Origin of the sequence: Herbidospora cretacea (genome assembly GCF_001570605.1) — a bacterium.
Classification (GTDB): domain Bacteria; phylum Actinomycetota; class Actinomycetes; order Streptosporangiales; family Streptosporangiaceae; genus Herbidospora; species Herbidospora cretacea.
This window is the reverse complement of the sequence record NZ_BBXG01000006.1, coordinates 187,872-205,643: the sequence shown is the minus strand read 5'-3', so window position 1 is coordinate 205,643 and position 17,772 is coordinate 187,872. Positions and strand designations below refer to the sequence as shown.

Sequence of the window (17,772 nt, the reverse complement as noted above, 5' to 3'; positions counted from 1 at the left end):
AACAAAGTTCTACTACAGCGCTCGGTGGTGGGTGAAGGACGGCTTGAGCGTCACCTCGTCGTAGTAGCGGTGGAAGACGGGCGTCAGCGCCCCCGACAGCGGCGGGACGATCCACGACCAGTCGGCGGGGCAGACCCGCCCCGAGCGCTCCTCCTTCTCCAGATGGGTCATGAACCGCCGGGCCTCGGTGTGGTGGTCGGTCATGGTCACCCCCGCTTCGGCGAAGGAGTGGAGCACCGCCACGTTGAGCTCGACGAGGGTGTGGTCGCGCCAGAGCGTGCGGTCGCTGGAGGTGTCCATGCCGAGCCTGCGCGCGATCACCGGGAGCTGGTCGTAGCGCCCGGTGTCGGCGAGGTTGCGGGCGCCGATCTCGCTGCCCATGTACCACCCGTTGAACGGCGCCGCCGGATAGCAGACCCCGCCGATCTCCAGGCACATGTTCGAGATCGCCGGGACGGCGTGCCAGCGCAGCCCCAGCTCCGCGAACCACGGGTAGTGGGGATGGATCAGCGGCACCTCCAGGATCACCTCGGGCGGCAGCTCGCGCATCTCCACGTGGTCCTTCACGTCGATCAGCAGCGGCAGCACGTCGAACCGCCCGCCGTCGCCCTCCCAGCCGAGCGCCTCGGCCACCCGCGTGAACTCCACGTAGCCCGGGTCGCCGACCACCTCGCCGTCGCGTTCGTAGCCGGCGTACCGGATCAGCTGGTCGTTGCGGATCCGGGCAGCCCGCTGACCGGGCCGGTCGGGGGCGAACACGGTGATCGTCGGCCGCACCCGGCCGCCGTTGGTCGCCTCGCGCAGATGGGCCACGCACTCGTCGGCGATGGCGTCGGCCGTGTCGACCTCACGCCGGTCGCGGACCCGCAGCGACTGCCAGTAGAGCCGCCCGATGCACCGCCCGCTGTTCCGCCAGGCCACCCGCGCGCCGAAAGTCAGTTCGTCGAGCGTGTGCGTGTACGTGCCGGTCTGCTCGATCTCGGCCGCGATCTCCCGCAGCCGCACCTCCACGGGCCCGGCCGAGGGCACCTCGGCATGGTGCAGCCGGACGAACTCCGCCGCCTCTTCCCAGTCGACCCCCTCGCCACCGCTCTCGTCATCGGATCTTCTCCACCACGTCCGCATCGCGAATTCCCCTCGCGGATCGCCGGTGGCCGTTCCGGGCGGCGACGACGACCCTCGTGGCGGTGGCCCTCTCCCCACCGCCGGTGCGTAGTTTGGTCCGCGGCGACCACGCCGCCCGTCGGCAGACGCACAGCGCGGATCACATTTTCTGCGCTTGCACCGGATTTGTCATCTATCTCTGTGCATCCTTCGCGACACAGCGTCAGGATCGACAGGTGGGTGCGCACACGAAGAAGCCCCGGCCTGATCTCTCAGGCCGGGGCTTTCTGGCAGCTCCCGCGATAGGACTCGAACCTATAACCTGCCGGTTAACAGCCGGCTGCTCTGCCGATTGAGCTACACGGGATCGTGCGGTGCTCCGCTTGCCTTGCGGCTTTCCTTGCGGCGCGGAACTAGATTAGCGCACTCCGGGGGTGGTCTGTCACATCCATTGATCCAGGCTTTGAGTCGGCCCGGTTTGGATAGAAGAGGACCCATTGGGTAGGGGCCGAGGTAGCGAAGCGCGGAGGTGGAAGATGCGGTACAAGGTGATGTTCGCCGCCGGGCTGGGTCTTGGATACGTCCTGGGCACCCGCGCCGGGCGTGAGCGCTATGAGCAGATCGTGCGTGCGACGAAGCGGGTGTCCGACAGTCCCGCCGTGCAGGAGGCGGCCGGGCTGGTGGGGGCACGTGTGTCGAAGATGACCGTCGCGGCCAAGGACAGGGTCCCGTTCCTGCGTAAGCCTGACCCCTGGGACGGGGAGACCACAGCCGGTCCGACAGGCTGGCCAGACCCAGAGGTCAACCGGATCACCTGACAACGACACGACGAGGGCCCGTCCCGGCAGGGGGCGGGCCCTCGTCGTATGGGGAGGATCAGACGCCGAGGCTGCGGCGGACCTGCTCCAGGGCCTGCTCGGCGGCGGCCAGCACGCCGGGGTCGCCGCCGTCGATCCCGTCGTCGAACGCCAGTTCCCACTCGATGACATCACTGCCCGCGATGCGCCGGGCGATGAAGCGGACCCCCGCGTTTGTGGTGAGTTTCACATAGCGGTTGGCGACGATGGAGTTCTGCACCCTTTCCCGGATGGTTTCGGGCAGGAAGCCGGGTTCTTCCAAATCGACACGATAAACGCCGCCTGTAACGGTTGTAATGGTTACCCCGGTTTCGTCCCAGGTGGCCTTGTCGACGGTGTGCCACGGCACCCGTTCACCTCCGGGCAGGTGCAGCGCCACGAAGGTCGCGACGGCGTGGTCGCCGGACGGCGTGCGGGCGGAGCTGAGCGGCCGCTCCCCCGACAGGCGGGCGCGGACGTCGGCGGGCAGGCGGTTCCCGAACAGAGGCATACCGGTGAATGTACAAGCGGACGGCCCGTGCCCTCCGAAGGGGGCACGGGCCGTATCCGATGACGGTCAGTCCAGGTAGTCGCGGAGCATCTGGGCACGCGTCGGGTGACGCAGCTTGGCCAGCGTCTTGGACTCGATCTGGCGGATGCGCTCCCGGGTCACCCCGAACTCGCGGCCGACCTCCTCCAGCGTGCGCGGATGCCCGTCGGCGAGGCCGAACCTGAGCTGGATGATGCGCTGCTCCCGCTCGGACAACGTCGCGAGGATGTCGTCGAGCTGGTCCTGCAGCATGATGAACGCGGCGGCCTCGATCGGCACCACGGCGTCGGCGTCCTCGATGAAGTCCCCGAGGTCGGAGTCCTCCTCGCCGATGGGCGACTGGAGCGAGACGGGCTCCTGCGCGATCCGCTGGATCTCGATGACCCGGTCGATCGGCAGGTCCATCTCGGCGGCGATCTCCTCGGGCGCCGGCTCCCGGCCGAGATCCTGGTGCAGCTGCCGCTGGACCCGCACCAGTTTGTTGATCGTCTCGACCATGTGGACCGGAATTCGAATGGTCCGCGCCTGATCGGCAATGGCTCTGGTGATCGCCTGCCGAATCCACCACGTGGCATAAGTGGAGAACTTGTAGCCCTTGGTGTAGTCGAATTTCTCGACCGCACGGATCAATCCGAGATTGCCTTCCTGAATGAGGTCCAGGAATAACATTCCACGGCCGACATACCTTTTGGCGATGGAGACGACGAGCCGCAGATTCGCCTCGATGAGACGCTGCTTGGCCCGGACGCCCTCCCACACCAGGTCCTCGAACTCGGGCCTGGCCACCCTGATCGCGGGGCTCTCACAGAGCTTGTCCTCCGCGAAGAGACCGGCCTCGATGGCCTTGGCGAGTTCCACCTCCTCCTCGGCGGTGAGCAGCGGAACCCGGCCGATCTCCCTGAGGTAGATCCTTACCAGGTCGCTGGTCGGCGCCCTCTTGGTGACGTCTTCCTCGTCTGGCTTGGATGTCTCCTCGTCGCCCTGGGGCTCGAGGACCTCCACTCCGTTCTCGGCGAGCATGCGCACGACGCGCTCCAGCGCGTCGGCCTCAAGCCCGGATCGGTCGAGCGCGGCGGCCACGTCGTCAACCGTGACGCTCCCGCGCTCCCTTCCCTTCACGACGAGCTCGGCCACCTGGTCTACCGATGGCGGCCCGCTTGGCAGCACCGATGCACCCACGGAACACAGTCTGCGGTACAACCACAACAAAACGGCAGGCCTATTTTTGTCACCGAAGGTAAGATCTGTGTCATTACCGAATCGATATCAAACCCGTGTTTCGCCTCTGTGAGGGGCGGATAGGAATTGATATTCACGCCCCGGCGGCGCGTTCTCTCAAGACGCGTCGCTGCTGTTCGAGGGCGACCAGTTCGGCGAACATCCGGTTGTAGTCGGCCACTTGGTCGACCGGGTTCAGCCGCTGCATCGTCGCCTTCAGCGCGTCGAGCTGACGACCCACGGTGACCTCTTGGAGCTTGGCCAGAACGGCCATGCCGTAGCGCTCCTCGACGTTGGTCTCGACCTTCACCGGATCGACCGCGAGACGGGTGAGCAGCGGCCTGAGATCCTCGGAGGCGGCCGCGAGGAGCGTCTCGACCCACTGCCGCCCGCCGGGGCCGCCGGCCGCCGTGCCGCCGCACGAGGCGACCAGCGCGAACAGCGCGGCGTGCTCGGGGACGGTGAAGGCCCCCGCGCCGAGGACGTCGAACTCGGGCCCGAGCAGCGCCGGCCGCTGGATCGCGAGCTTCAGCGCCTCCAGTTCCAGGCGGGCCACCGGATCCATCGGCGCGGCGGCCTTCGTCCTGGCACGCGGCTCGGCCGGGCGGGCGGCGACCTCGGCCACTCTCGCGCTCACCAGGCTCTCGTCCATGATGCCGAGCCACCGGTCGACGTCGACCGTGTACATCTTGCGCAGCGTGGGGTCCTTGATCGACCCGACCACGGGCACCACGGCGTCGAGCGCCGCCAGGCGGCCCTCGTTGGTGCTGGTGTCGTAGCGGCCGATCACGTTGCGGATGGCGAAGGCGAACAGCGGCTCGCGGCTGGCCACCAGGTCGCGGACGGCCGCGTCGCCCTTCTGGACCCGCAGGTCACAGGGGTCGAGCCCGTCGGGCTGGACCGCCACGAAGGTCTGGGTCACGAACTTCTGCTCGTCCTGGAACGCCCGCAGCGCGGCCTTCTGCCCGGCCGAGTCACCGTCGAAGGTGAAGATGACCTCGCCCTGGCCCTGGTCGAACAGGATCCGGCGCAGCACCTTGATGTGGTCTTCGCCGAAGGCGGTGCCGCAGGTGGCCACGGCGGTCGGCACCCCCGCCAGGTGGAGGGCCATCACGTCGGTGTAGCCCTCGACCACGACCGCCTGGGAGCGCTTGGAGATCTCGCGCTTGGCCAGGTCGACGCCGTAGAGGACCGAGCTCTTGTGGTAGATCGGGCTCTCGGGGGTGTTCAGGTATTTGGGGCCGTCGTCGGATTCGTGGAGCTTGCGGGCGCCGAAGCCGATGACGTCGCCGGTGATGTCGCGGATCGGCCAGATCAGCCGCCCCCGGAACCGGTCGATCGGCCCCCGGCGGCCCTCCCGGGCCAGCCCGCCCTTGATCAGCTCCTGGACGCCGAAACCCCGCCCCATCAGGTGGCGCGACAGCGCCTCCCACTCGTTGGGGGCGTAGCCGACCCCGAAATGGTCGGCGTCGGCCCGCTCGAACCCGCGCTCCGACAGGAACTTGCGGGCGACCGCGGCCTCGGGCGAGGTCAGCTGGGAGACGTAGAACTCGGCGGCGGCCTTGTGGGCCTCGATCAGCCGCGACCGCTCCCCCTGCTGCCGGCCCGGCACGTAGCCGCCCTGCTCGTAGCGGAGCTGGACGCCCGCCCGCCCGGCCAGCCGCTCGACCGACTCGGCGAAGGTCAGCGCGTCGATCCGCTGGAGGAAGGAGATGACGTCGCCGCCCTCGGAGCAGCCGAAGCAGTAGTACATCCCCCGCGCGGGGGTCACGTTGAACGAGGGCGACTTCTCCTCGTGGAACGGGCACAGGCCCTTGAGATTGCCGCCTCCGGCGTTGCGGAGCTGGACGTATTCGCCGACCACGTCGGCGATCGGGGAACGCTCCCTGACGAGGGCGATGTCGTCATCGCTGATCCGGCCTGCCACGTCGTGAGTCTAGTCACCGGCCAGCAGGTCGACGCCCAGAGGTCCGACCTCGACGGGCTTGACGGGCTTCTTCGTCGGCGTGGGCCGGGGCCGTTCGACGCCCTTGACCTCCGGCTTGGCCGCGCACGCCACCGAGCACGCCGGCAGCGGCCCGGTCTTCTTCCGCACGCTCCGCATCTCCGCCAGCGGCGAGTAGGTGCGGTTGCCGTTCCGCCACGCGTCGAGGTAGTCCCACGGCTCGACCATGCCGCGCCGGATCCACCACTCGTTGGCGTCGGTCTTCCAGGTCATCGCGAAGTAGAGGTTGCTGGCGGTGTCGCGCGCGTTGCCGGTGTTGCCGACCGTCCCGAGCTGCTGCCCCGCCTTCACCTTCGTCCCCGGCGTGATCCCCTCTTTCACGGTGTCGAGGTGGCCGCCCAGGTAGAGCACCCCGTCGTCGCCGAGCAGCGTGACGAACCGCCCTTCGCGGTCGCCGCCCCTGTCGGTCGAGGGCACCCACCGGTTCTGGACGTTGACCTCGCGGATCGTCCCCGACACCGGCGCCACGAAGGCGCACCCCTTGTCGGCCCAGATCGTCGTCTTGGGCAGCACGAGCAGCTTGCGCGCGTAGCTGACCTCACACCCCTTGACCGGGAAGGCGTACTGGAACTTCGACAGCTTCGGCGGCGGCAGCCGCACCGGCTCGTCACCGGTGGGCGGCACCGCCGCCGCGATGAAGGCCGGCTCCGGCGAGGTCGAGTCGTCGAGCGGCAGGGCCGTGGCGGGCTCGGGGGGATGCGTGCTCACGCCCGCGACGCCCGCCGGGGCGCTACAGGCCGCGGTGAGGCCGACCACCACGAGGGCCAGGATCCCCGGTCGCATGATCTCCACCCTCATGACGTTATCTGACGCGAGATGACCCAACGGCCGGTTTGAACCGAAGGTGATGTCATCCTGCCCGCTCCATCGCCATACCTCCAGCGGGCCGGAAGAAAGCTGGCCCCCATCCGAACATCTGCGCGATTTCTGTCCGGGCCGTCTTGTATAAAGCCGGTTATGGCGAGAACGGTGAAGCGGGCGTACAAGTACCGCTTCCACCCCACCCCCGGGCAGGCCGAAGAACTGGTCCGGACCTTCGGGTGTGTACGCCTGGTCTACAACAAAGCCCTTGAGGAACGAAACACCGCCCGCTCCGAAGGCCGGACCATCTCCTACTCCGCGTCGTCGGCAGCGCTGACCAACTGGAAGAGAAGCCCGGAACTGTCGTTCCTGAACCGGGTGTCGTCCGTGCCGCTACAGCAGGCGCTGCGGCACCTTCAGTCGGCATATGCGAACTTCTACGCCGGGCGCGCCGGATGTCCGGCGTTCAAGTCCAAGAAGCGATCACGATGCACGCCCGCTCCCCGCGGGCGCCGAGCCGTCGACGGTGACCGTCTCCAGAGATCCGGCGGGCCGCTGGTTCGTGTCGATCCTGGTAGAGGAGACCATCGACCCGCTCCCCACGTCATCAGGGTCGGTCGGTGTGGACTTGGGGATCACCACTCTTGCCACATTGTCCACGGGAGAGAAAGTTCTCAACCCCCGCAATGGGCACGACGAGCGGCGGCTGGTCAAAGCCCAGCGGGCGCTCGCCCGCAAGGCGCCGGGATCAGCCAACCGTGCCAAGGCACGACTGAAGGTCGCGAAAATCTACGCCCGCATCACCGACCGCCGCAGGGATCACCTGCACAAACTCTCCACACGGCTTGTTCGCGACAACCAAGTGATCGCCGTTGAGGACCTGACCGTCTCCTCCATGATCAAAAATCGCCACCTCGCCCGGGCCATCTCCAGGGCCGGTTGGCACGAACTCCGGTCGATGCTGGACTACAAGTCCCAGTGGTACGGACGGGAACTCGTGATCGTGGACAGGTGGTTCCCCAGTTCCAAGATGTGTTCCTCGTGCGGGACACACCGTGGCCCCCTCCCGCTCGACATCCGGTCGTGGGAGTGCGCCTGCGGCGCGTCCCACGACCGGGACGTGAACGCGGCCCTGAACATCCTCGCCGCCGGACTGGCGGAGAGACGAAACGCCTGTGGAGCCGATGTGAGACCCCAACGGGAGCCGTCCCGGGCGGGCGGCCGGCGATGAAGCAGGAATCCCGCTGGGGAAGGTCAACCTGCCAGTGGCGTGTCGGGGTCGGCCAGTCGCTTGGCGTCGACGGGCTCGCCGGAGCGGATCAGCTTCTGGATGTCGCCCACGACGTCCCACACGTTGACGTTCATGCCCGCGACGACCTTGCCCTCGCGGAGCCAGAAGGCGATGAACTCCAGGCCCTCGCCCCGGACGACGAGGTCGTCGGCGCCGGTGATGTCGCCGGAGAACTCCATGCCGATCTCGAACTGGTCGGTGTAGAAGTAGGGCACCCGGTCGTAGACGACGTCCTGGCCGAGCATGGCCCTGGCGGCGACCGGGCCCTGGTTGAGGGCGTTGGCCCAGTGTTCGACGCGGATGCGGCGGCCCAGCAGGGGGTTGTAGGCCTCGGCGACGTCGCCGGCCGCGTAGATGTCCGGGTCGCTGGAGCGCAGGGAGGCGTCGACCAGGATGCCGGTGCCGATCTCCAGGCCGGCGTCGCGGGCCAGTTCGACGTTGGGGGCGGCGCCGATGCCGCCGATCACGTCGTCGGCGGGGATCGACTCGCCGCTCTCCAATACGACCTCGCGGACGTGCCCGTCGCCGGTCAGCCGGGCGACCTTGGCGCCCAGGCGCAGGTCGACGCCGTTGCGGCGGTGGACGCCTGCGAAGACCTCGCCCATCTCGGCGCCCAGCGTCCGGTGGAGGGGCGTCGGCTCGGGCTCGACGACGGTCACGTCGCAGCCGGCCTTGCGGGCCGCGGCGGCGGTCTCCAGGCCGATCCAGCCGCCGCCGATCACCACGACGTTGCCGCCGTGGGCGAAGGCGGCCCGCAGGGCCTGGCTGTCGGCGACGGTGCGCAGGTAGTGGACGCCGTCGAGGTCGGCCCCCTCGAACGGGAGGGGGCGGGGGGTGGCGCCGGTGGCGATCAGGAGCTTGTCGTAGCCCAGCCGTTCGCCGGTGCCGACGACGACCTCGCGGGCGGCGCGGTCGACGGAGGTCGCGGCCGTGCCGAGGCGGAGGTCGACGTCGTTGTCGCGGTACCACCCCTCGGGGTGGACGTAGGCCTTCTCCAGTTCCGAGGAGCCCTGGAGGTAGCCCTTCGAGAGCGGCGGGCGCTCGTAGGGGCGTTCGTGCTCGGCGCCGAGGAGGGTGATCCCGCCCTCGTAGCCCTCCTCGCGGAGGGTGGCGGCGGCTTTGGCCCCGGCCAGGCCGGCTCCGATGATGACGAACATGGGTGCTCCTTCAGGCGCTCCTGGCGGACAGCATGCGGTGCATCGCCGTGGCGGACGCGTCCGTCAGCGACGCGATCTGGTCTATCACCGCCCGCAGCCGCCCCGCGTCGTCCTTGGCGTTCTCGAAGGCCGGGCGCAGCGCGGGCTGGAGGGTGTGGGGGGCGCCCAGCATGGTGAGCGAGGTCAGTTCGGCCAGGAGCTCCCGCTGGCGGGCCCGGACGGTCTGGTTGTCGGCCTCCCCGATCACGAACCGGACGGTGACGCCCTTGAGCAGGGCGCACTCCAGCCGGGTCACGTGGGGCACGACCAGGTCGGCGTCGTGGCGGCCGGCCTCGTCGAGGACGTAGGCGTCGCGGGTGGCGTCCTGGGCGCGGCGGCAGAAGCGGCCGATGAGCGTGCTGGTGAGCTGCTTGAGCGCGGCCAGGTCGGGGAAGCCGCCGTCGAACCGGCCGGGCCACAGGGGCTCGCCGATCAGCCGGGTGAAGGTGTCCTCCAACTCGTTGAGGTCCGCGTCGGGCAGGTACCACTCCTGGGTGAGCTTGCAGACCTCCAGGCGCTCGGCCGGGTCGCGGAGCATGGTGGGCGTGACATAGCCGCTGTGCAGGGCGTCTTCCAGGTCGTGGACGGAGTAGGCGACGTCGTCGGCCCAGTCCATGATCTGGGCCTCGAAGCTGACCGAGCCGGGCGGGGCGCCCTGGCGGACCCACTCGAAGATCGGCATGTCGTCGGGGTAGACGCAGTACTTCTCCCCGCAGGAGCGGTCCCACGGGTACTTGATCGCGGAGTCCAGGGTGGCCCGGGTCAGGTTGAGGCCGGCGTTGATCCCGTCCTCGGTGATGACTTTGGCTTCCAGGCGCGACAGCAGGCGCAGGCTCTGGGCGTTGCCCTCGAAGCCGCCGCAGCGTTCGGCGATCTGGTTGAGGGCGAACTCGCCGTTGTGTCCGAACGGCGGGTGGCCCAGGTCGTGGGCGAGGCAGGCGGTCTCCACCAGGTCGGGGTCGCGGCCCAGGGCCTTGCCCATCTCGCGGCCGATCTGGGCGCATTCGAGGGAGTGGGTCAGGCGGGTGCGCGGGCTGTGCATCATCTGGTCGACCGGCGCGACCACCTGGGTCTTGCTGGCGAGCCGGCGCAGGGCGTCGCTGTGGAGCACCCTGGCGCGGTCGCGTTCGAACGGGCTTCTCTCCGGGTTCCCCGGCGGCTCGGGAACCCATCGTGCCTCGTCGTGCTGGCTGTATGGCCTCACGGCTCCCCCTTTCGTCGCGGCGAGGGAGCTAGAAGGTACCCGCAAATATCGGGCTTCACGACAAACACCCTGGAAACATCTGATTGCCTGAGCCGCCGTCCCGTGTTACTGGCGTTACAGCACCGCCGCGCGGCCCGCCTCCAGCCGGGCGACCGGCACCCGGAAAGGTGAGCAGGAGACGTAGTCGAGGCCGATCTCGTGGCAGAACCTGACCGAGTCGGGGTCGCCGCCGTGCTCGCCGCAGATGCCCATCTTGATGCCGGGCCGGGCCCGGCGGCCCTCCTCGACGGCGACCCTCATGAGGCGGCCGACGCCGTCGCGGTCGAGCGACTCGAAGGGCGAGACCCCGAAGATGCCCTTGTCGAGGTAGGTGCCGAAGAACGCCGACTCGACGTCGTCCCGCGAGAAGCCCCAGGTCATCTGGGTCAGGTCGTTGGTGCCGAAGGAGAAGAACTCGGCCGCCTCGGCGATCTGCCCGGCGGTCAGGGCCGCGCGCGGCACCTCGATCATGGTGCCGATGAGCGCGTCCACCCCGACCTCGGCGAGGATCCGCCTGGCCTCCTCGCGCACGCTCTCCAGTTCCTGTACGGCCCCCACGAGCGGAATCATGATCTCGGGCTCGGCCCCCTCGGTGGCCTTGGCGGCCTCGGCGATGGCCCGCACCTGCATGGCGAACAGGCCGGGCACGACGAGCCCGAGGCGGACCCCGCGCAGGCCGAGCATCGGGTTCTGCTCGTGGAGGCGCTGCACGGCCTCCAGCAGGCGGCGGTCCTTCTTGGTGCCCTTGCCGGTGGCGACCTTGACCGACAGGTCGATGATGTCGGGCAGGAACTCGTGCAACGGCGGGTCGATCAGCCGGATCGTCACCGGCAGGCCCTGCATGGCCGCGAACAGCCCGGCGAAGTCGGCCTTCTGGAGGGGTTCCAGGGCGTCGAGCGCGGCCTGCCGCTCCTCGGGGGTGTCGGCCAGGATCAGGTCCTCGATCAGCACCCGCCGGTCGCCGAGGAACATGTGCTCGGTCCGGCACAGGCCGACGCCGCTCGCGCCGAACCGGCGGGCCCGCCCGGCGTCGTCGGGGGTGTCGGCGTTGGCCCGGACGCCGAGGCGGCGGCGCCCGTCGGCGTGCTTCATGATCGTGTCGACGGCGCGGACCAGCTCGTCGCTGTTGTCCGAGCCCTCGAAGTACTCCACGACCGGGGAGGCGACCACGGGCACCTCGCCGAGGTGGACGCGGCCGGTGCCGCCGTCGATGGAGATGATGTCGCCCTCCTCGACGACGACGTCGCCGACGGTGAAGCGCCTGGCCTGCGCGTCGACCTCGATCTCCTCGGCGCCGCAGACGCAGGTCCGGCCCATGCCGCGGGCGACCACGGCGGCGTGGGAGGTCTTGCCGCCGCGTGAGGTCAGCACGCCCCGGGCGGCGATCATGCCGGCCAGGTCGTCGGGGGTGGTCTCGCGGCGGACCAGGATGACGTGCTCGCCCTGAGCGGCCAGTTCGGTGGCGCGGGCCGAGGAGAAGACCGCCTTGCCGACGGCCGCGCCCGGGGAGGCGTTCATGCCCTTCGTCAGCACGCTGTTGCCGTGGTCGGCCGCGAAGCGGGGGAACATGAGCTGGGCGAGCTGGTCACCGGTGACGCGCCGCAGCGCCTCGTCGAGGTCGATCAGGCCCTCGTCGACGAGCTGGGTGGCGATGCAGAAGGCGGCTCCGGCGGTGCGCTTGCCCACCCGGGTCTGCAGCATCCAGAGCTTGCCGCGCTCGATGGTGAACTCGATGTCGCACAGGTCGCGGTAGTGGCCCTCGAGCTTGGCCATGATGTCCATGAGCTCGCCGTAGGAGTGGGGGTCGATCTCCTTCAGGTCCTGGAGCGGCACGGTGTTGCGGATGCCGGCCACGACGTCCTCGCCCTGGGCGTTCTGGAGGTAGTCGCCGTAGACGCCCTGCTGGCCGCTGGCCGGGTCGCGGGTGAAGGCGACGCCGGTGCCCGAGTCCATGCCGAGGTTGCCGAAGACCATCGCGACCACGTTGACCGCCGTGCCGAGGTCCGCCGGGATGCGCTCCTGGCGGCGGTAGAGGATCGCGCGGTCAGCGTTCCAGGAGTCGAAGACGGCCTTGATGGCCAGCTCCATCTGCTCCTTGGGGTCCTCGGGGAAGTCGCGGCCCTTCTCGCGGCGCACGATCTCCTTGTAGGTCCCCACCAGGGCCCTGAAGTCCTCGGCCGTCAGGTCGAGGTCGGTCCGGCCGGCCTTGAGCTCGTCGATGGCCGCCTCGAACAGGTCGCCGTCGATGTCCATGACGGTCTTGCCGTACATCTGGATCAGGCGGCGGTAGGAGTCCCACGCGAAGCGCTCGTTGCCGGCCTGGCGGACCAGGCCGAGCACCGACCTGTCGTTGAGGCCGATGTTGAGGACGGTCTCCATCATCCCCGGCATCGAGAACTTGGCCCCCGACCGGACCGACACCAGCAGCGGGTCCTCCGGGTCGCCGAGGCGCTTGCCCATGGCGGCCTCGAGTTTGGCCAGGTGCGTGCCGATCTCCTCGGCGGGGATCGAGCCGTCCTCCATGTAGGCGCGGCAGGCGTCGGTGGTGATCGTGAAGCCGGGCGGGACCGGGAGACCGAGGTTCGTCATTTCCGCGAGATTGGCGCCCTTGCCCCCGAGAAGATCCTTGAGGTCTTTGTTTCCTTCAGTGAAGTCATAGACGAGCTTCGGCACGACAGTCTCCTCCAGGGGCCCAAACAATCGCGGATCCACCCCGCGAGCGGGACTCTACCGATTAAGCACAGCATGAAACCTCACGGCTGTCATCTATAAGTGTTCCCGCAGGCAGAGCGGGTACAACCGGTCTAATCCAATTCGCCGGAACGTAAAGAACGGCCGTTTTTTCCGGAGACTCAGATTGGTCTGAACCAATTCGACCAAGCATTTTTCACGACCCCCGACAATTGGTTCAGACCAATGCCCTGTTATCGTGGAAACACCCTCCGACAAGATCCCATTCCGGAGGGTGACGGATGAGCCGAGCGAAGTTGGTCGCGATCGCCCTGGTGGCGATGACCGGTGTCGGCGGGGGCGGCGGCCCGGCCGATCCGCCGGGCCTGAAATGGGCGCGGTGCGCCGAGGCCCCGCTGGCGTCCTACGAATGCGCGACGCTGCGCGTGCCGCTCGACTACGCCGACGCGTCGAAGGGCACCCTGGACCTCGCCGTGGTCCGCCTGCGGGCGACCGGGCCGCGCATCGGGTCGCTGGTCTTCAACTTCGGCGGCCCCGGCGGCTCGGGGGTGACCACCCTGATCGCCTCGGGCGCCGCCTTCGGCACCCTGAACCGCAACTACGACCTGGTCAGCTTCGACCCGCGCGGCGTCGACCGCAGCAGCGGCATCCAGTGCCTGCCGCCCAAGGAGTTCGAGGAGTTCCTGGAGGCCGAGCCGTCGCTGAACGAGGCCACCGAGCGGAACCTGTCGGTCGAGTTCGCCCAGGGCTGCCAGCGCAACGCCGGGCGCATCCTCCCCTACGTCGGCACGGTCAACGCCGCCAAGGACATGGAGCTCCTCCGGCAGGGCCTCGGCGACCCCAAGCTCAACTACCTGGGCTTCTCGTACGGCACCCACCTCGGCGCCACCTACGCCACCCTCTATCCCGCCAAGACGGGCCGGATGGTGCTCGACGCCGCCCTCGACCCGACGGTCGGCCTGCTCGACCAGTCGAAGACCCAGGTGCTGGGCTTCCAGAAGGCGTACGAGAACTATCTGGCCGACTGCCTGCGGCAGAACTGCCCTTTCGGCGGGAACGCGGCCGTGGTCGCCCTGCTCGACCAGCTCCAGAAGAAGCCGCTGGTCGTGAACGGGCGCGAGGTGACCGACGACACCGCGCGGTCGGCCATCAGCGAGGCCCTCTACAGCAAGGCCACCTGGCCGCTGCTCTCGGAGGCGCTGGCCGCCGCCATCAAGGGCGACGGGACAGGCCTCCAGTCCCTCGCCGACCAGTACGCCGGCCGTCAGCCCGACGGGACGTACAACACCCTGCTGTCGTCACTGAACGCGGTGCTCTGCGCCGACACCACCGACCGGCCGACCTTCGCGCAGTCGGAGGCGCTGGCCAGGGACCTGACGAAGGTCTCGCCGATCTTCGGCCCGGACGCGGCCAGCGCCGGCATCTGCAGCATCTGGCCGGTCCCGGGCGAGGACACCAACAAGCGGGTGGACGCGCGCGGCACGGCCCTGCCGATCGTCGTCGTCGGGGCCAAGAACGACCCGGCCACCCCGTATGTGTGGGCCCCGAAGCTCACCGCGGAACTGGGCAACGCGGTGCTGCTGACGTTCGAGGGCGAGGGCCACGGGGCCTACGGCCAGACGGCGTGCATCACCGACGCCGTCGACGCGTTCCTGATCAACGGGACGGTGCCCAAGAAGGGCACCGTCTGCCCGGCGACCTGATCAGTCGTTGAGGTGCTGGCGGAGGTAGGACTCGACCTGGTCGAGCGCGATGCGCTGCTGCGCCATCGTGTCGCGCTCGCGGATCGTCACCGCGTGGTCGTCGAGGGTGTCGAAGTCGACGGTGATGCAGAACGGGGTGCCGATCTCGTCCTGACGGCGGTAGCGGCGGCCGATCGCGGCGGCGTCGTCGAAGTCGACGTTCCAGCGGCGGCGCAGCTGCGCGGCCAGGTCCTTGGCCTTCGGGGTGAGGTCGGCGTTGCGCGACAGCGGCAGCACCGCGACCTTGACCGGGGCGAGCCGGTGGTCGAGGCGCATGACCGTGCGCTCCTCCATGACGCCCTTGGCGTTGGGGGCCTGGTCGACGGTGTAGGCGTCGAGCAGGAACGTCAGCGTGGCGCGGTCGACGCCGGCGGCCGGCTCGATGACGTAGGGCACGTAGCGCTCGCCGCTGTCCTGCTCGAAGAACGACAGGTCGGTGCCGGAGGCCTTGCCGTGGCTCGACAGGTCGTAGTCGGTGCGGTTGGCGATGCCCTCCAGCTCACCCCACTCGGAACCGGTGAAGTTGAAGCGGTATTCGATGTCGACGGTCCGCTTGGAGTAGTGGGACAGCTTCTCCTTGGGGTGCTCGTAGAGACGCAGGTTGTCCTTGGAGATGCCGAGGTCGACGTACCACCGCAGGCGCTCGTCGATCCAGTACTGGTGCCACTCCTCGTCGGTGCCGGGCTTGACGAAGAACTCCATCTCCATCTGCTCGAACTCGCGGGTGCGGAAGATGAAGTTGCCCGGGGTGATCTCGTTGCGGAACGACTTGCCCTGCTGGCCGATGCCGAACGGGATCTTCTTGCGGGCCGACTGCTGCACGTTGAGGTAGTTGATGAAGATGCCCTGCGCGGTCTCGGGGCGCAGGTAGGCCAGGCCCGACTCGTCTTCGACCGGGCCCAGGTAGGTCTTCAGCAGGCCGCTGAACTGCTTGGGCTGGGTGAAGGTGCCCTTGTTGCCGCAGTTGGGGCAGGTGATGTCGGCCAGGCCGTTGGCCGGGGGGTTGCCGTGCTTCTCGGCGTAGGCCTCTTCGAGGTGGTCGGCGCGGTAGCGCTTGTGGCACGACTGGCACTCGGTCAGCGGGTCGGTGAAGGTCTCGACGTGGCCGCTGGCCTGCCAGACCTCACGGGCCAGGATCACGCAGGAGTCGAGGCCGACGACGTCGTCGCGGCCCTGCACCATGGACTTCCACCACTCGCGCTTCACGTTGTTCTTGAGCTCGACACCCAGGGGTCCGTAGTCCCAGGACGCCCGCAGACCGCCGTAGATCTCACTCGACGGGTAGACGAGCCCGCGGCGTTTGGCGAGACTGACGATGGTTTCCATGACGTCGGTGCGACGTGCCATGAGTGGTGCTCCATCCGGCTGGGTGTCGGCGATGGTGAAAGGAATAGCCGCAAGCCTAGTGGCCTCAGCCCTTGGGATAGACCTGCTCGAACGCCCCGGGCTCATTGATCATCAGGGTCATCAGGGGATACATGGTCATGCGGGCCGCCGACAGGGCGCGGCGGTAGAAGCCGGCGCCCTCCCACTCGCTGACCAGCGCCCACAGGTTGGGCTCGTCGACCGAGCGGCCGACCTGTCCGCGCAGGTAGCCGCTCTGGGCCGAGAAGAGGTCGATCACCTCGCGGGCGTGGAGGGCGAACTCCTCGGCCCTGGCTTCGGGCACGGAATAGCGGATCACGGCCAGCATGAGCCCAGCATGCCATCAGGCGGGGGTCTTCCACCTGCGAGTAACCTCGACGGGTGGCCAACCGTCGACCTCGCCATCCTCTCGCCCAGCCTCGGAAGACCAAGAAGGCACCGCGGCCGCTGCCGCCCGGCGAGCAGTTCTTCACGCCCGGCGCGACCGGGCTGCGCAAGACCGTCGAGACCCGCAGCGCGCCGCTGCTCGTCTTCCTCTACCAGCTGCCGAAGATCGTCCTGCCGATCGTGCTGGTGGCCTTCTTCATCGGCGGCTTCGCCTTCCCCGACTGGCGCGGCGGCCTGTGCATGCTGCCGGTGATCGCGTTCACGGGGTGGCTGGCCTACCTGTCGTGGCCGTCGCTGAGGGTCGGCTCGCGGGTGCTGCGGCTGGCCCTGCTGGCGTTCCTGCTGGCAGTGGCGGTGACCCGATTCGGCGGCTTCTGAGCCGTTTTGACAATCATTTTCATTTTCTGGCACACTCGATGAGGTGATGCCCGGAAATATTGCGCGTTCGATAGCCCTGTCCGCCCTCGCCCTGACCGCCGCCTGCGGCGGCACCACCGCGGCCGACTCGGGCAAGCCGGTCGTCGACGCGGCCTTCTTCCCCCTCCAGTGGCTCGCCGAGAAGGTCGGCGGCCCCGACGTCACGGTCGAGGGCCTGACCAAGCCCGGAGTCGAGCCCCACGACCTCGAACTGACCCCCCAGCAGGTGGCCGGGGTCGCCGAAGCCTCTCTGGTCGTGTACGTCAAGGGCGTGCAGCCCGCCGTCGACGAGGCCGTGGCCCAGCACGCCGCCGACCGGGGGTTCGACGCGGCGACGGCGGTGCCCACCCTGGAGGCCGTCCACTCCGGGGAAGAGGAGGAGGAGCACGGCCACGAGGAGGCGGAGCTCCCCTACGACCCCCACCTGTGGCTCGACCCCTCCCGCATGGCCACGCTGGCGACCGCGCTGGGCGGGCGGCTGGCCGAGGCCGATCCGGCCCACGGGGCGGCGTACAAGGAACGGGCGAAGCAGACCGCGGCGGCGCTGACCACCCTCGACGCGGAGTTCGCCAAGGGCCTGGAGACCTGCGCCAACCGGACCATCGTCACCGCGCACACCGCCTTCGGCTACCTCGCGAACCGCTACAAGCTCGACCAGGTCGGCATCGGCGGCATCGACCCCGACGGGGAGCCGTCTCCTGCCCGTTTGGCCGAGGCCGCCCGGATCGCGAAGGAGAAGAAGGTGACTACCATTTTCACCGAGGAACTCGTCAGCCCCAAGGTCGCCGAGGTCCTCGCGAGCGAGGTCGGGGCCAAGACGGCGGTTCTCAATCCGCTGGAGAGCCCTCCCCAGGGCGGTGACTACATCTCCGGCATGACCGCCAACCTCACCGAGCTCCGCACCGCACTCGGCTGCCAATGACCGG

14 protein-coding genes, 1 tRNA gene and 1 pseudogene are annotated in these 17,772 nt (G+C 68.9%); 5 read left to right on the top strand and 11 right to left on the bottom strand.

Annotated features, from left to right (window positions below; all coding sequences use genetic code 11):
- Positions 1–12: 12 nt before the first annotated feature.
- Together AW270_RS13675 and AW270_RS13670 are read right to left on the bottom strand one after the other, a co-directional pair.
- The gene (locus tag AW270_RS13675; RefSeq protein WP_061294582.1) at positions 13–1,125 is read right to left on the bottom strand and encodes a nitric oxide synthase oxygenase; all 1,113 of its coding nucleotides are present in this window, start codon (positions 1,123–1,125) and stop codon (positions 13–15) included.
- A gap of 273 nt (positions 1,126–1,398) precedes the next feature.
- Positions 1,399–1,471 (bottom strand) — tRNA-Asn (locus AW270_RS13670).
- A gap of 169 nt (positions 1,472–1,640) precedes the next feature.
- On the opposite strand from AW270_RS13670, the gene AW270_RS13665 reads away from it, so the two are divergent.
- A complete protein-coding gene (locus AW270_RS13665; RefSeq protein ID WP_061294580.1) occupies positions 1,641–1,922 on the top strand; it encodes a hypothetical protein in 282 nt (93 codons plus the stop codon).
- A 58-nt stretch (positions 1,923–1,980) separates the two neighbouring features.
- Here the strand turns inward: AW270_RS13665 and AW270_RS13660 are convergent, their stop codons facing one another.
- The 4 genes from AW270_RS13660 to AW270_RS13645 all read right to left on the bottom strand — a co-directional run bounded on the left by AW270_RS13660 (position 1,981) and on the right by AW270_RS13645 (position 6,496).
- On the bottom strand, positions 1,981–2,451 hold the full coding sequence (locus tag AW270_RS13660; RefSeq protein ID WP_061294578.1) for a hypothetical protein: 471 nt from the start codon (positions 2,449–2,451) through the stop codon (positions 1,981–1,983).
- A gap of 66 nt (positions 2,452–2,517) precedes the next feature.
- Complete coding sequence (gene rpoD, locus AW270_RS13655) at positions 2,518–3,624, bottom strand: RNA polymerase sigma factor RpoD (protein ID WP_245674701.1); 1,107 nt, start codon at positions 3,622–3,624, stop codon at positions 2,518–2,520.
- A gap of 178 nt (positions 3,625–3,802) precedes the next feature.
- Positions 3,803–5,635, bottom strand: a complete 1,833-nt coding sequence (dnaG, locus tag AW270_RS13650) for a DNA primase (protein ID WP_061294576.1) — start codon at positions 5,633–5,635, stop codon at positions 3,803–3,805.
- Positions 5,636–5,644: 9 nt separating this feature from the next.
- A complete protein-coding gene (locus tag AW270_RS13645; RefSeq protein WP_061294833.1) occupies positions 5,645–6,496 on the bottom strand; it encodes a M23 family metallopeptidase in 852 nt (283 codons plus the stop codon).
- Between the two features lie 174 nt (positions 6,497–6,670).
- Here AW270_RS13645 and AW270_RS13640 point away from each other — a divergent pair.
- A pseudogene (locus AW270_RS13640) lies at positions 6,671–7,753 on the top strand (RNA-guided endonuclease InsQ/TnpB family protein); the annotation flags it as partial.
- A gap of 15 nt (positions 7,754–7,768) precedes the next feature.
- On the opposite strand, the gene AW270_RS13635 reads toward AW270_RS13640, so the two are convergent.
- From AW270_RS13635 to ppdK, 3 genes are all read right to left on the bottom strand, one after another.
- The gene (locus tag AW270_RS13635) at positions 7,769–8,962 is read right to left on the bottom strand and encodes an NAD(P)/FAD-dependent oxidoreductase (RefSeq protein WP_061294575.1); all 1,194 of its coding nucleotides are present in this window, start codon (positions 8,960–8,962) and stop codon (positions 7,769–7,771) included.
- Between the two features lie 10 nt (positions 8,963–8,972).
- Positions 8,973–10,205 (bottom strand): deoxyguanosinetriphosphate triphosphohydrolase, encoded by a 1,233-nt coding sequence (locus tag AW270_RS13630; RefSeq protein ID WP_082801530.1) that lies wholly within the window; start codon positions 10,203–10,205, stop codon positions 8,973–8,975.
- Between the two features lie 114 nt (positions 10,206–10,319).
- Positions 10,320–12,917, bottom strand: a complete 2,598-nt coding sequence (ppdK, locus tag AW270_RS13625; protein ID WP_061294570.1) for a pyruvate, phosphate dikinase — start codon at positions 12,915–12,917, stop codon at positions 10,320–10,322.
- Between the two features lie 299 nt (positions 12,918–13,216).
- Between ppdK and AW270_RS13620 the strand changes: the two genes are divergently transcribed.
- Positions 13,217–14,638 carry an alpha/beta hydrolase gene (locus tag AW270_RS13620; protein ID WP_063819198.1) on the top strand — a complete coding sequence of 474 codons (1,422 nt, stop codon included), beginning with the start codon at positions 13,217–13,219 and terminating at the stop codon, positions 14,636–14,638.
- Here AW270_RS13620 and AW270_RS13615 read toward each other — a convergent pair whose 3' ends face one another.
- Both AW270_RS13615 and AW270_RS13610 read right to left on the bottom strand, forming a co-directional pair.
- Positions 14,639–16,003, bottom strand: coding sequence for a glycine--tRNA ligase (locus AW270_RS13615; protein WP_061294832.1), 1,365 nt, complete (start codon positions 16,001–16,003; stop codon positions 14,639–14,641).
- Between the two features lie 85 nt (positions 16,004–16,088).
- Positions 16,089–16,370 carry an antibiotic biosynthesis monooxygenase family protein gene (locus AW270_RS13610; protein ID WP_061294565.1) on the bottom strand — a complete coding sequence of 94 codons (282 nt, stop codon included), beginning with the start codon at positions 16,368–16,370 and terminating at the stop codon, positions 16,089–16,091.
- Between the two features lie 53 nt (positions 16,371–16,423).
- On the opposite strand from AW270_RS13610, the gene AW270_RS13605 reads away from it, so the two are divergent.
- Together AW270_RS13605 and AW270_RS13600 are read left to right on the top strand one after the other, a co-directional pair.
- On the top strand, positions 16,424–16,807 hold the full coding sequence (locus AW270_RS13605) for a DUF6703 family protein (RefSeq protein ID WP_061294563.1): 384 nt from the start codon (positions 16,424–16,426) through the stop codon (positions 16,805–16,807).
- Positions 16,808–16,853: 46 nt separating this feature from the next.
- A complete protein-coding gene (locus AW270_RS13600; RefSeq protein WP_061294561.1) occupies positions 16,854–17,768 on the top strand; it encodes a metal ABC transporter substrate-binding protein in 915 nt (304 codons plus the stop codon).
- Positions 17,769–17,772: the final 4 nt, after the last annotated feature.